13 protein-coding genes are annotated in these 12,752 nt (G+C 64.0%); 5 read left to right on the plus strand and 8 right to left on the minus strand.

What is annotated here, in order from left to right; genetic code table 11:
- Positions 1 to 106: 106 nt before the first annotated feature.
- The 3 genes from M3I54_RS23270 to M3I54_RS23280 all read right to left on the minus strand — a co-directional run bounded on the left by M3I54_RS23270 (position 107) and on the right by M3I54_RS23280 (position 2,480).
- On the minus strand, positions 107 to 475 hold the full coding sequence (locus tag M3I54_RS23270) for a DUF2784 domain-containing protein (protein WP_254340236.1): 369 nt from the start codon (positions 473 to 475) through the stop codon (positions 107 to 109).
- A gap of 53 nt (positions 476 to 528) precedes the next feature.
- Positions 529 to 1,584, minus strand: coding sequence for a hypothetical protein (locus M3I54_RS23275; RefSeq protein WP_254340238.1), 1,056 nt, complete (start codon positions 1,582 to 1,584; stop codon positions 529 to 531).
- A 299-nt stretch (positions 1,585 to 1,883) separates the two neighbouring features.
- A complete protein-coding gene (locus M3I54_RS23280; protein ID WP_254340240.1) occupies positions 1,884 to 2,480 on the minus strand; it encodes a sigma-E factor regulatory protein RseB domain-containing protein in 597 nt (198 codons plus the stop codon).
- Positions 2,481 to 2,584: 104 nt separating this feature from the next.
- On the opposite strand from M3I54_RS23280, the gene M3I54_RS23285 reads away from it, so the two are divergent.
- From M3I54_RS23285 to M3I54_RS23305, 5 genes are all read left to right on the plus strand, one after another.
- Entirely contained in the window at positions 2,585 to 3,076 is a 492-nt protein-coding gene (locus M3I54_RS23285) for an SRPBCC family protein (protein ID WP_254340242.1), read from the plus strand.
- Between the two features lie 112 nt (positions 3,077 to 3,188).
- A complete protein-coding gene (locus M3I54_RS23290; RefSeq protein ID WP_254340244.1) occupies positions 3,189 to 3,665 on the plus strand; it encodes a bacterioferritin in 477 nt (158 codons plus the stop codon).
- Between the two features lie 19 nt (positions 3,666 to 3,684).
- Positions 3,685 to 4,371, plus strand: coding sequence for an ABC transporter ATP-binding protein (locus M3I54_RS23295; RefSeq protein ID WP_254340245.1), 687 nt, complete (start codon positions 3,685 to 3,687; stop codon positions 4,369 to 4,371).
- A gap of 3 nt (positions 4,372 to 4,374) precedes the next feature.
- Positions 4,375 to 6,999: an FtsX-like permease family protein gene (locus M3I54_RS23300; RefSeq protein ID WP_254340247.1), complete on the plus strand. Its 2,625-nt coding sequence runs from the start codon at positions 4,375 to 4,377 to the stop codon at positions 6,997 to 6,999.
- A 4-nt stretch (positions 7,000 to 7,003) separates the two neighbouring features.
- Complete coding sequence (locus tag M3I54_RS23305; RefSeq protein ID WP_254340250.1) at positions 7,004 to 8,167, plus strand: lipocalin-like domain-containing protein; 1,164 nt, start codon at positions 7,004 to 7,006, stop codon at positions 8,165 to 8,167.
- 5 nt (positions 8,168 to 8,172) lie between these two features.
- Here the strand turns inward: M3I54_RS23305 and M3I54_RS23310 are convergent, their stop codons facing one another.
- From M3I54_RS23310 to M3I54_RS23330, 5 genes are all read right to left on the minus strand, one after another.
- On the minus strand, positions 8,173 to 9,018 hold the full coding sequence (locus tag M3I54_RS23310; RefSeq protein ID WP_254340252.1) for a GNAT family N-acetyltransferase: 846 nt from the start codon (positions 9,016 to 9,018) through the stop codon (positions 8,173 to 8,175).
- 126 nt (positions 9,019 to 9,144) lie between these two features.
- On the minus strand, positions 9,145 to 9,552 hold the full coding sequence (locus M3I54_RS23315; protein ID WP_254340254.1) for an OsmC family protein: 408 nt from the start codon (positions 9,550 to 9,552) through the stop codon (positions 9,145 to 9,147).
- Positions 9,553 to 9,701: 149 nt separating this feature from the next.
- Positions 9,702 to 10,175, minus strand: coding sequence for a hypothetical protein (locus tag M3I54_RS23320; protein WP_254340256.1), 474 nt, complete (start codon positions 10,173 to 10,175; stop codon positions 9,702 to 9,704).
- 282 nt (positions 10,176 to 10,457) lie between these two features.
- The gene (locus tag M3I54_RS23325; protein ID WP_254340259.1) at positions 10,458 to 12,038 is read right to left on the minus strand and encodes an isocitrate lyase; all 1,581 of its coding nucleotides are present in this window, start codon (positions 12,036 to 12,038) and stop codon (positions 10,458 to 10,460) included.
- A 443-nt stretch (positions 12,039 to 12,481) separates the two neighbouring features.
- On the minus strand, positions 12,482 to 12,752 hold a 271-nt coding region (locus M3I54_RS23330; protein WP_254340261.1), incomplete at its 5' end, for a chloride channel protein.

The raw sequence follows: 12,752 nt of genomic DNA on the forward strand, positions 1-12,752 counted from the left end.
TACAGGCGCTCAATTGCATCGACGCCTATGTCATGGTTCGCGGGGTGAGAGCAAGCGGTGTGCCGCCAGTGTCGTTACGGGCCGAAAGATCGATGTTGTGCTGCCGTCACGAACGCGGCGGGACACGAAACCACGTGACTGCCACAACCAGCAGGAACCCCGCATAGGCCGTCGCAAACACCCAGCCGGGCAAGTCGTAATACAGCCAGTCGCTAACCCAGCGCTGGACGAAGCCCTGCGGCCCCGCGTGTCCGGTACGTAGCCAGTCCTCGAGGACCGTGAGCGGACACGGGATGCCAAGGACAGCAAGAATGGCGACGACGCCTATCGCAATGAGATGCGTGAGCCGGAACACGCGGTTGCGTACCCAACCGCGCCCGAGCCAGGCGCCCACCCAGATCGCGAGCAATCCGCCGACGATGAAGAGTACGACCAGCGCGTGCAACACGAGAACGGTATTGGCCAGCCAGTTCATGACGGTGCTCGCAGTTGCCCTCGCCCTGCGTTCCCTGCTTCGATGATACGTCTTCAAAGGTCGATGGGTCGGGGTAGGGTTCCCGCGTTTGGAGTCGGCCCGGTTGCCGTGAACGGCGAGTCGAAAGCCGTAATTTCGATTTCAGGATTGACGAGGTCGTTGTCGCGCTTGTTCTGCTCGGTCCAGATCCGGCTATCGGGAAACCAGAATGCGTTTTCGCGTGGAGGCACGACGAGCCTCACCCGCAGCGACGGATTGAAGATCTTCGACCACGCCGAGAGATAGGAGGGCGTCTTGATCAAATGGCCGCAATTTGCGAGGAGCAGGCTCGCGACCAGTGCTTCGCGGCCGATTGCGAGTCCGGGATGTCCGCTGAAGTGCACGGGCTTCTCACCGCTCGCGAGCAACGTGGCAGGCGCGACGTTGACGGGCACAGCGAAGCCCCACTTCTGGAAGAAATCGAGGAAGGTCTGCTCGTCGCTGGAGACGAAGAGGTTCGTGAGACGGTGATCGTCCGCAAGTGTTTTCTCGACCAGGCGGCAAAACGCATTCCAGTCGATCGTCTGGGCCTCGAACTTTTTATCTGTGCCGCGAAAATGGACGCCCAACGTCGAAGCGCCGATATCGAGCCGCTCGCAGATGCGCGCGACTTCCTCCCGGATCGATTCGCCTGGCCGATAGTTCGACAGGAATAGCTTACTAGCCCGCTCCAGCCCGAGGCCGGCTTCGTAACGGCGAAAGCCCAGATCGCCGAGATCGCGCACGAGCGACGTTCGCAAACCAGGCCTCGCGGCGTCCGGCACGGCGGACGGTGCAAGGTTTTCAAAGCATTCGGCTAGCCAGTCGATCTTGCCTTCCTCGTCGCCATAACTGCCGCCGCGCGCCGAAATGACGGGCGTCAATCGCTTTTCGTCGCAGTACAGCAGGATGCACAAGACGATCTGCATGACGGAAAAGAAGCCCGAATTTGCGCGAATCTCTATGACGAAGTAGCCGCGGTTGAAGCGTTGCTTCGCATGCAGGCAAAGGCGAGCTGGCGTATTGAGCACGTTCTTGAAGTCTTCGCTGCGCCGCACCTGTCTTGCGAACTCGATAAGGTTTCTGAACATGCCATGTCCCTTCGATCCACGAAACGGGGATTACCTTTCGAGCAGAGCGACGCCGCTTCCTGTTCGCAGGCGAGCGGGGCGCTCACGGTAGATTCCGTCGATGGATTCGCCATTAACTGCGTTAGCAACGATTGTGGGAGGAGACGTATATTTTCCGACGATAGCTGATCGTCGCACACGCTTGGGCTGGCTGGTTATTTGGCATCCTAAGCGGTTGAGGCATTCTAGGATGCCATGTTTACGCATTGATTAAGCTGAGGATTAGGTGGCATCCCCAATGCCAACGAACGCTGGCGCGACTAGTCAAACGGCCTGAGCTGCGAATCTGGCACGTCGACGCGCAAGTTTACCATCAGCACCGTTTCGATCGGCTCACGTGACTCGCCTTCGCTCACGACCTTGACGGGCAGCCCATGGCTCGAATCGAACCACAACTCATAACGGAACACGCCGGTCGAAAAGTGTCCAGGCCGGCACGTCACGATCACATGCGCCGCCCGGTGCGTGCCGATCGTCTCGGCGCCGACGACCTGCGTGTCCCCTTGTTCCTGCAGCTCACGAACATTGACTAACAGTGCGCCGATATCGGACTCGTCGACGCGATGGCCCTGCGGGCTCTGAATCATGTGATTGTCGGGGCTCAGCGTGAGCCTCGGAAACGTGTCGATACCGAACGGCCAAAGCTTGACCTTCCCCGATTCCGGGTTGAAGGTGAGTGTCGCGCCGCCATGCGGCCGGATGAAGTCCATCCGAACGAAGCCGGGCTTTCGGTAGCCATAAAGCACCTCGACCGTTTCCGCTCCCGCCGATGTCGATTTCAACGTGACCAGATAGTTTGCGAGCGCATCGAAGCGTGCCTGCGCGACGGCAACGAAATCGCGGTCCGGAAGCGTCATCGCCGCCTCCTATACTCGAATGTGAATGTCAGGTAATTCTGGAGCACGGCTTCACACCACGCAAGGCACGCCTGGCCCTGGCGCAGACAAGGAGGAAGCGAACGATGGCGGAATTCCGTCTGACCACCTTGTGGTGCATCGAGGCGCCGCTGCAGCCGGTGTGGGACGCGATCCACGATTCGACGAATTGGCCGAGGTGGTGGAAGAACGTCGAAGCGGTACGCGAGTTGCAGGCGGGCGAGACCGACGGGCTGGGCGCGGTGCATCGTTACACGTGGAAGGGTGTGCTGCCTTATCGGGTGATCATCGACGTGCGCGTCACCCGCGTCGCGCCGCTCGTTGCCCTGGAGGGAGAGGCCAGCGGCGCGCTGGAGGGCGTGGGGCGCTGGCATTTCGCAGCCGACGGCAGCCGCACGGTGGTGCGCTACGATTGGCACGTCAGGACGGCCAGTGCGTGGATGAGCGCGGTCGCGCTCGCGCCTCTCGCGCGGCTGGCATTCCGCTGGAATCACGATTCGATCATGCGCGAAGGCGGCCAGGCGCTTGCGCGCCTGCTCAAGGCACGATTTATCGACTACAGCGGCAAACCGCGATAAGTGCAACAATCGAATTCGTCAGTGCGGTTGCACACGCTTTCTGCGAGATTTCTGCAAGACGGAGGTGTTATGAACAGTCCCCACCGCGCACTTGCCTTGCATGGGAGGCACCATGATTGAGATCGAGAAGGAGCCAGTCGTCGCAGCGCTGAACAAGATCCTCGAATCCGAGCTGGCGGGCGTTGTGCGGTACACGCACTATTCGTTCCTGGTGTTCGGTTTCGGCCGCATTCCGATCGTCTCCTGGCTGCGGCAGCAGGCGGACGAGTCGCTCTTGCATGCGCAGCAGGCTGGCGAATGGATCACGACGCTCGGCGCGTATCCGTCGCTCGCAATCGGTCCGCTGCTCGATTCCCACACTTTCGATATCGGGGCCATCCTGCGCGAATCGCTCGAGGCCGAACAGATCGCGCTCGGCCTTTACCGCGAGCTGCTTTTGCTCGTGGAAGACCGCTCGGTTGCGCTCGAGGAGTACGCGCGCCAGATGATCCAGGTCGAGGAACTGCACGCGGGCGAGGTCGACAAGATGCTGCGCCGTCCAGGCTCCACCACGACGTCGCCGCAGCACGGTATGGGGCTCGCCGAATAGGCGCTGCATCTGGCTCAACATGCTGACGCTTGCCAACGTATCGAAGCACTATGACGGCACCACGCCGCGCAACGTGCTGCGCGGCGTGAATCTCGAACTGCGCTCAGGTGAATGCGTCGCGATCATGGGCGAGTCGGGCGCGGGAAAATCGACGCTGCTCAATCTCGCTGCAGGTCTCGACCGGCCGGACGCGGGAGATATCGTTTTCGACGGACGCGATCTGGCTACACTCGACGACGACGCGGCCACCCTGCAGCGCCGCCGGAAAATGGGCTTCGTGTTCCAGGCGTTCCATGTGCTGCCGAACCTCTCGGCCGCGCAGAACATCGCGCTGCCGTTGCTCTTGAACGGGATGCGGGGGAAAGACGTGCCGGTGCGCGTGTCGTTCGTGCTGCACTCGGTCGGGCTCGGCGGGCGCGAGCACGCGCTGCCGCGCGAGTTGTCGGGCGGCGAGTTGCAGCGCGTGGCGATCGCGCGTGCGCTCGTGCATCAGCCGCGTCTTGTGCTGGCCGACGAGCCCACCGGCAATCTCGATCATGACACGGCGATGCGCATCCTCGCGCTCCTGCGCGAGCTGGCGCAAAAGAACGGCGCGGGCGTGCTGCTCGCGACGCACTCGGCCGCCGTGGCGGCTGCCGCCGACCGCGTACTGCGGCTCACGCCCGACGGGCTCGAGCCGTACGCGCCCGGCGCAGGCGGCGCGTAGGCGATGCGCTGGTTCGGCGCCCTGGGTTCATCGCGCGACTCCGCCGCATCGCGCGCATCGCGTTGCCCGGGCAATCGCGTGCTCGCTGGCGGCGTCGGCGCGGCGCTCATCGCCGGTGAAATGCGCGCGCATCCGCTGCGCACATTGATCGGCATTCTCGCGATTGCGGCGGGTGTCGCGATGGGCTACGCCGTGCAGTTGATCAATCGCGCGGCGCTTAACGAACTGTCGGCGACCGTCAACTCGCTGATGGGCAACGCCGATATCGAGCTGCGCGGCCCGCGCGCGGGCTTCGACGAAGCGCTTTACCCGCGCATTGCCCGCTTGCCCGAAGTCGCCGCGGCGAGCCCGGTGGTTGAGGTCGATGCGCGCGTGGTGGGTCGCGACGAGTCATTGAAGCTGATCGGCGTCGATGTGTTTCGCGCAGGGTATGTCACGCCGAATCTCGTCGGCCGCGTGAAAATGGCGGATCGCACGAATGGCACGAAGGCCACCACCCTCGATCTGCTCGACCCCGACACCGTATTTCTCTCGCCAGCGGCGCTGAGCTGGCTCGCGCTCAAGCCCGGCGACTCGCTCACGGTGCAAGTCGGGCTCGCTTCGGTCGCGCTGCGCGTCGCCGGCGTGTTGCCCGCATCGGGCGATGCGGTGCGCGTCGGCGTGATGGACATCGGCGCCGCGCAATGGCGCTTGCAGCGGCTCGGCACGCTGGAGCGCATCGACATCAAGCTCAAGCCGGGCGTCGATGCCGAAGTGTTCGCGCAGTCGATCGCGCCGCGCTTGCCCGCGGGTGTCGCCGCCGTTACACCGGGCGACAACGCACACCGCACCTCGATGCTCTCGCGTGCGTATCGTGCGAATCTCAACGTGCTCGCGCTCGTTGCGCTGTTCACGGGGGCGTTCCTCGTCTTCACGATGCAGGCCCTCGCGGTGCTGCGGCGCCGTGCGCAGTTTGCGCTGCTGCGCGCGCTCGGCGTGACGCAGCGAGGCGTGCTGTGGCTCGTCGTCTCGGAGGGCGCGATTCTCGGCGTGCTCGGCGCGGCAGCGGGTCTTGCCATCGGCTTCGCGCTCGCGGCCGCCGTGCTCCGCTATGCGGGCGGCGATCTAGGTGGCGGCTATTTCGAAGGGGTTCAGCCGCGCGTGCATTTCGATGCGATGCCCGCGGCGATATTTTTTGCGCTGGGGATGGCCGCGTCGGTGCTTGGCAGTCTCGCGCCGGCGCTCGAAGCAGCGAGAGCGCGACCCGCGCGGGCGCTGAAAGCGGGCGACGAGGAAGCGCGGGCCGCCCGGCTGCGTACGAAGCGCACGGTCACGGCGGCGCTGCTCGCTGTCGCCGCCGGGCTCGTAACCGCGCTATTGCCGCCCGTGGCTGGCTTGCCGGTGTTCGGCTATCTCGCCATCGCGCTGTTGTTGCTGGGCGGCGTGCTGGCGATGCCGGCGCTCGCGCGCGCCGTGTTCGCGGTGCTGCCGCGCTCGAATCATGCATTGCCGCAGCTCGTGCTGGCGCAGCTCGCCAATGCCCCCGGCCGCGCGACGATTGGCCTCGCGGGCATCGTCACGAGCTTTAGCCTGATGACGGCGATGGCGATCATGGTGTCGAGCTTTCGTGTGGCGGTCGACGACTGGCTGCAGTTGCTGCTGCCCGCGCCGCTCTATCTGCGCGCTTCGCCCGGCGGCGACAGCGCATTCCTTTCGCCGGGCGATCAGGCGGCCATCGCCGCCACGCCCGGTATTGCGCGCGCCGAGTTTCTGCGCGCGACGCAAATCTCGCTCGACGCTCGCCTGCCGCCCGTGAGCCTGCTCGCGCGGCCCATCGATCCGCGTAATCCCGCCGCGCGCCTGCCGTTGACGACTGTGCCTCGTGTGCCGCAAGCCGGCGAGCCGCCGCCGGTGTGGATCAGCGAGGCGGCCGCCGATCTGTACGGGATGCACCCGGGCCAGCGCATCACGCTGCCGCTGGCGGGCCGGCGCCTCCCGTTCACGGTGGCCGGCATCTGGCGCGACTATGCACGCCAGTTCGGCGCCATCGTGATCGACGCGAGCGACTATCGCCGGCTGACTCGCGACACACGCGTGACCGATGCCGCCTTATGGCTCGACTCGGGCGTGGCGCCGGCGCAAGCGATCGCACGGTTGCGCGAGAGCGTGCACGGTGGGCAGCGCCTCGAGTTCGCGCAGCCCGGCGAGATCCGCGCGGCGAGCCTGCGGATCTTCGACCGCAGCTTCGCGGTGACGTATCTGCTGGAAGCGGTGGCGGTGATCATCGGTCTGTTCGGTGTCGGCGCGAGTTTCGGGTCGCAAGCGCTCGCGCGCACGCGCGAGTTCGGCATGCTGCGGCATATCGGCGTGACGCGTCGCCAGATCGCGGTCATGCTCGCGATGGAAGGCGCGCTTGTTGCGCTGCTCGGCGTGCTTGCCGGCTTGACGCTGGGCTTGAGTCTCGCGATGGTGCTCGTGCATGTCGTCAACCCGCAGTCGTTTCATTGGACGATGAGCGTGCACATGCCGTGGGGGTTGCTGGCCGCGCTGGCTTCGGCGGTCGTCGTGGCCGCGGCGCTCACGGCGCTCCTGAGTTCGCACGCCGCGATGTCGGTCGATGCGGTGCGCGCCGTGCGCGACGACTGGTGACGCGATGAGACGGCGCACGTTCCTGCACAGGTTCCTGTCATGGCCGCTCGCCGCGCTGTCGCCGGGCGTTGCGTGGGCGCGCATGCCGGACTATCCAGCGGTGACGAGCGGACAGCCACTTGTGTTCCCGCGCGACTATGGCGCGCACCCGGGCTATCGCACCGAATGGTGGTACGTGACGGGCTGGCTGCAAACGGACGCCAACGCGGCCGCCGCTGGCAATGCATCGCTGGGCTTCGAAGCGACGTTCTTCCGCTCGCGCCCCGCGCTCGACGACGCGAACCCGAGCCGCTTCGCGCCGAATCAATTGCTGTTCGCCAACGTGGCGCTGAGCGATCCGCACGCGGGCCGCCTGCAGCACGACCAGCGCGTTGCGCGCCGCGGCTTTGGTCTTGCCGAAGCGAGCGAGACGGACACAGCGGTCCACATCGACGACTGGTCGCTCGAGCGCAACGCGGACGGCCGCTACCACCTGAACGTCGCGACGCCCGGCTTTGCGTTCGCCTTCACTTTGGCGCCGACGCAGCCAGTGCTCGTCAACGGCGCAGGCGGGTACAGCCGTAAAGGTCCGCTGCCGGACGAAGCGAGCTACTACTACAGCGTACCGTGGCTGCAAGTCGACGGCATGCTCGAGCGCGGTGGTCATTCGACTGGCAATGCCGGGCACGTGCGAGGGCAGGCGTGGCTCGATCACGAATGGTCGTCGGCGCCGCTCGCGGACGAAGCGGTCGGTTGGGATTGGATCGGCATCAACTTCGATGACGGCGGCGCGCTGATGGCCTTGCAGATGCGCGACAAGGCAGGCCGCAAGTTCTGGGCAGGCGGCACGTTGCGCACCGCCGATGGAAGCACACATACGCTATCGCCCGATAGCATCCGCTTCACGCCGCTGCGCCAGTGGCATTCGCCGCATACCGGCGCACGGTATCCGGTGGCGATGCGCGTCGATGCGCAGGACCTGCATCTGACGCTAGTGCCGCTCATGGACGATCAGGAGTTCGACAGCCGCGCGAGCACCGGCGCGGTGTACTGGGAGGGCGCGGTGACGGCGTTTCAGGCGGGCGGGGCGAGCACAGGCACTGCAAAAACCGCTGCGAAACCCGCAGGAAAACCGCTAGGACGCGGCTATCTCGAACTCACGGGCTACGTTCAGCGGCTCGAGCTTTAGAAGTTTCAACCCAGCTCGAACGACGTCAGCCCAAACACGCGATCGATTGCAATCGCGGGCGCGTTTTTCGTGTACATCCGCGCGGTTTCGAAGACACTCGTCATACCATGCCGTTGCGCCAGCGCGACGGCCGCAGGGTTCGTTTCCGGCACGTCGAGCACGATGACCTCGCCGGGCATGCTCGCCGCCAGCGCGCGAAAGAGGCCCGTGGCCACGCCCGCATCATCGGCGAAAAGCGGGCCGATCTTGCAGCCCGCCTCGCAGCGACGCACGACGCCATATCCGACGACGCGGCCCGCGTCGACTGTCGCGAGCGCAACGGCATCCGGCTGCGCGATCCAGGCGAAGAGGAAACGCTCGCGCGCCGCGGGAAAACAGGGGCGATCGTAGGCAAGCAACTGCTCGAACGGCACGTCTGCGGCTGCCGCCACATGCGCGCACCCGATGCCGCTCACGCGCCCTTGATAGCGGACGTTGCGGTACGCGAGCCGGAATCCGGACTTACCGTAGTTCGCCTGTTGGGCAACGACGCCATCGAGACCAATATTGCGGCCTCCCAGGTAACGCATGCCGTGCTGCCAGATTTGCATGCCGAAGCCCTTGCCGCGAAATCCGGGTTTCACGATGTAGAGGCCGATGAAGCCAAAGCTGTCGTCGTAGGCGACCGCGGAGAGGCACGCGACCGGCTCGCCGCGCCAAACGCCGACGAAGAAACCGTCCGGGTCCGCTTCCCTGAAACAGCGCGGGTCATGCCGCCCGGGGTTCCAGCCCTCTGCAGCCGCCCATTCGACCGACATGGCCACCTCGTCGGCCGACATGGTGCGCACGATGAAGTCGTCAGTTTGATCCATGAAATTGGGGCTGCGGTGCGTGATGCCGTGGTCACAGCACAATGCGCCAAAACTAAAAACCAGTAAAGCATGCCGGCACCGTGATCGCAATCAGGCTGCCAGCGCTGGTATCCCAGTGTTCTTCAGTCATGCAATGCGCAACGTCGTGTCGATGCGCGTGCCGCGCTTGATGAAGAGCGTGACTGGCGTCTTTTCGCAGATTTCGGCAAGGCGCGCGCGCTGCGCTTCTTCAAGCGGTCCGTCGACCGCAACGCCGCGGCGGATGTACTGGGTCCCGTCGTGATCCGCATGCAGGCTGACCTCGACGGCGATTGTGGCGGCTGGCCAGGTCTTGCGCTGCATGTAGATGCGCAGCGTGGCGGCCGTGCACGCGGCAAGCCCGGACAGCACGAACGCGAAGGGCGCTGGGCCGCGATCCTGGCCGCCTTCGTGCGGGCCTTCGTCGCCGGTCAGCGGATGGTGGCCAGCTTCGATGGCGACGACGTAATCGGGCGCATCGGCGGCAAGGCGAGCCGTAGCGGAAGCGAGCGGCATGGGCAAACTCCTCGGCGTGGTGCGATCTCGCGTGCGAGATCAGTTGAAAGAACGCGGCTGAAAAGTCAGTCGAGCTGCGCGACGATCCCCTTTGCTCGCTCGACTATGGGACGATCGATCAGTCCCGAAACAGGGGAGCTTAGCGTAGCTCAGTTGATTGGCTTCCATGGCCAGCCCGTCCTCATCGCAGATGTCTGTGACGCTCCGCCGATTTCGTCGTCGCGATCGTTCACCTGTGTTGACGTGCGTGTCGTCTCGTCGAGTTCGAGTCCGAACCAGCTGACCTTCTGCCTGACGTAGGCGGCGTATGATGCCCAGCCTTGCGGATCGTCCGCGAAGAGTTCGCGTTGCACCGTCAAGGCTAGCCCGATGCGATCGAGTTCGGTCTCCAATAGCGCCTTTGGCCAGTTCGCATAGGCGCCTGCGGCCCGTTCGAGAAAATCTCTCGCACGCATGCCAGGCGACATCTGCTGCAGAAAGGGTAGCGCCTGCAACGAAGGCTCGCGCGACGCAAGGTGCGCAACGGGCGAAAAGGGTTGAGTCGCGACGACCACGTTGCGCATCGCTTCCAGTACATCTCCAAGGTGCAGCAAAAGTTCGCGTCGGTCGAATCGGTCGTCCACAGTACGTTCCAGGTCGTATTCCCCGGCGGTGGTGCGCGGCCGCGTGCCAGGGACAGGGTGATGAGGGTAACAGCGGTGCGCTTCGGCAAGCCATGCGCTTGCCCACAGGAGAAGTTTACCGGCTCATCGTGCATAGAACGTTTCGAGTTGTATCCGGGAGCGGTGAGCCTGTCCCTCAAAGAGTTCGGGCTCCCGGGGCGCGTGCCTGTATGGATCAAGCTCGACGGATAAAAAAAACGCCAACCCGGATGGGTTGGCGTTTTGCTTGGGGTATGACCGGTATCAGAACTGATTCATGGTGTTGTCTTTACCCGCCGCTTTCAGCGCCGCTTCGCCGCTGAAATACTCCTTGTGGTCGTCGCCGATGTCCGAGCCCGACATGTTCTGGTGCTTGACGCAGGCGATGCCCTGACGGATTTCCTTGCGCTGCACGCCAGCCACATAACCCAGCATGCCCTGGTCGCCGAAGTATTCCCTGGCCAGGTTGTCGGTCGACAGTGCGGCGGTGTGGTACGTCGGCAGCGTGATCAGGTGGTGGAAGATACCTGCTTCGCGCGCCGCGTCGGCCTGGAAGGTGCGGATCTTTTCGTCGGCGGCGATCGCCAGTTCGGTCTGATCGTATTCCACGCTCATCAGCTGGGCGCGCTCGTATGCCGACACATCCTTGCCTGCGGCCTTCATCGCGTCATACGCCTGCTGACGGAAGTTCAGGGTCCAGTTGAACGACGGGCTGTTGTTGTACACGAGCTTGGCGTTCGGGATGACCTTGCGAATCTCGTTGACCATGCCGGCGATCTGGGCGATATGCGGCTTTTCGGTTTCGATCCACAGCAGGTCAGCGCCGTTTTGCAGCGAGGTGATGCAATCCAGCACGCAGCGCGCTTCGCCCGTGCCGGCGCGGAACTGGAACAGGTTGCTAGGCAGGCGCTTGGGACGCAGCAGCTTGCCGTCGCGCTTGATGACCACGTCACCATTGCCCAGTGCGTCGGCCGGGATTTCGTCGCAATCGAGGAAGGAATTGTATTGGTCGCCCAGGTCGCCCGGCGTGTGGGTCACGGCGATCTGCTTGGTCAGGCCAGCGCCCAGCGAGTCGGTACGGGTCACGATGACGCCGTCGTCCACACCCAGTTCCAGGAAGGCGTAACGAATGGCGCGGACCTTGGCCAGGAAGTCCTCGTGCGGCACGGTGACCTTGCCATCCTGGTGGCCGCACTGCTTCTCGTCGGACACCTGGTTTTCGATCTGGATGCAGCAGGCGCCCGCTTCGATGAACTGCTTGGCCAGCAAGTAGGTTGCTTCGGCGTTGCCGAAGCCCGCGTCGATGTCGGCGATGATAGGCACGACGTGGGTGACGTGGTTGTCGATCTTTTCCTGGATGGCGGCCTTGGCAGCGCCTTCAGCCGCGTCCAGCTGGCGGAACAGGCCGCCCAGTTCACGGGCGTCGGCCTGGCGCAGGAAGGTGTACAGCTCGCGGATCAGCGCGCTGACGGAGGTCTTTTCGTGCATCGACTGGTCCGGCAGCGGGCCGAACTCCGAGCGCAGCGCGGCCACCATCCAGCCGGACAGGTAAAGGTAGCGGCGCTCGGTGCTGTTGAAGTGCTTCTTGATGGAGATCATCTTCTGCTGGCCGATGAAGCCGTGCCAGCATCCCAGCGACTGGGTGTACTTAGCCGGGTCGGCATCGTAGGCGGCCATGTCGGCGCGCATGATCTTCGCGGTGTACTTTGCGATGTCCAGGCCCGTCTTGAACTTGTTCTGGGCCCGCATGCGTGCGGCAGATTCGGGATTGATGGCATTCCAGCCGCTGCCTTGTTTCTCCTTCAAACCAGCAACTGCCTTGATGTCGTCTTGATATTGAGCCATGTGTATCTCCTGAGTCTCCGAAGAGCAAAGCGCGTTTGAGTGAACGGTTCAGCGTGCCGCTACGTATGTCGAAGCGAACTGCATGGCTCAATTGTAGGGTCTTCCTGATGCGTCGCAGCAATGTCTTATATAAGACATATGACTTATTTATTTGTTATTTATCAATGGGATAGCTAACAATTTTTGCGCTGTAGAACATGTTTTCATAAAGCGGAATGGGGCCGCCTCGGGAATTTAAGATGCATTCCACAATGTGAACTGCACTTTCGGTTGCCGGAGCAGGGGGCGAGCGCGGATGGCTCGAGCAACGGCAGCTGGGGGGGGTAGACGTCCGTTTTGACGAACGGACGTCTCAACGCGCGATCGGACACGCTTTCGATGCGGCCTGAATGGAACAGGCAACCGTCACGTGTCGTGGACTGGTGAACGCGTGCTGGCGCGCGTCACTGCTTCAGGAAGCGTTGTGCCAGGGCTTCGTAAAGCGGCGGCGCGAATAGCCTGGAAACCTGGCTCGAAACGAGCGCCGTTGCCATCAACGAGATCACGAGCGCGTGCCCGTCGATCATTTCGATGACGATGACGAACGCCGTGATCGGGCTCTGCGTGACGGCGGCCAGATAGCCGACCATGCCGAGCGCGATCAGCATCGGCAACTGCATCTGCCCGAACACCATGTGCAGCACGTTGCCGATGCCCGCGCCGATCGCCAGCGAA

It is taken from the genome of Paraburkholderia sp. CNPSo 3274, assembly GCF_024206475.1.
Lineage (GTDB): Bacteria > Pseudomonadota > Gammaproteobacteria > Burkholderiales > Burkholderiaceae > Paraburkholderia.

What these genes read in the sequence shown, in the direction of transcription:
- M3I54_RS23270 (WP_254340236.1), bottom strand. Translation starts at nt 475, where the DNA reads ATGAACTGGCTGGCCAATACCGTTCTCGTGTTGCACGCGCTGGTCGTA.
- M3I54_RS23275 (WP_254340238.1), bottom strand. Translation starts at nt 1,584, where the DNA reads ATGTTCAGAAACCTTATCGAGTTCGCAAGACAGGTGCGGCGCAGCGAA.
- M3I54_RS23280 (WP_254340240.1), bottom strand. Translation starts at nt 2,480, where the DNA reads ATGACGCTTCCGGACCGCGATTTCGTTGCCGTCGCGCAGGCACGCTTC.
- M3I54_RS23285 (WP_254340242.1), top strand. Translation starts at nt 2,585, where the DNA reads ATGGCGGAATTCCGTCTGACCACCTTGTGGTGCATCGAGGCGCCGCTG.
- M3I54_RS23290 (WP_254340244.1), top strand. Translation starts at nt 3,189, where the DNA reads ATGATTGAGATCGAGAAGGAGCCAGTCGTCGCAGCGCTGAACAAGATC.
- M3I54_RS23295 (WP_254340245.1), top strand. Translation starts at nt 3,685, where the DNA reads ATGCTGACGCTTGCCAACGTATCGAAGCACTATGACGGCACCACGCCG.
- M3I54_RS23300 (WP_254340247.1), top strand. Translation starts at nt 4,375, where the DNA reads ATGCGCTGGTTCGGCGCCCTGGGTTCATCGCGCGACTCCGCCGCATCG.
- M3I54_RS23305 (WP_254340250.1), top strand. Translation starts at nt 7,004, where the DNA reads ATGAGACGGCGCACGTTCCTGCACAGGTTCCTGTCATGGCCGCTCGCC.
- M3I54_RS23310 (WP_254340252.1), bottom strand. Translation starts at nt 9,018, where the DNA reads ATGGATCAAACTGACGACTTCATCGTGCGCACCATGTCGGCCGACGAG.
- M3I54_RS23315 (WP_254340254.1), bottom strand. Translation starts at nt 9,552, where the DNA reads ATGCCGCTCGCTTCCGCTACGGCTCGCCTTGCCGCCGATGCGCCCGAT.
- M3I54_RS23325 (WP_254340259.1), bottom strand. Translation starts at nt 12,038, where the DNA reads ATGGCTCAATATCAAGACGACATCAAGGCAGTTGCTGGTTTGAAGGAG.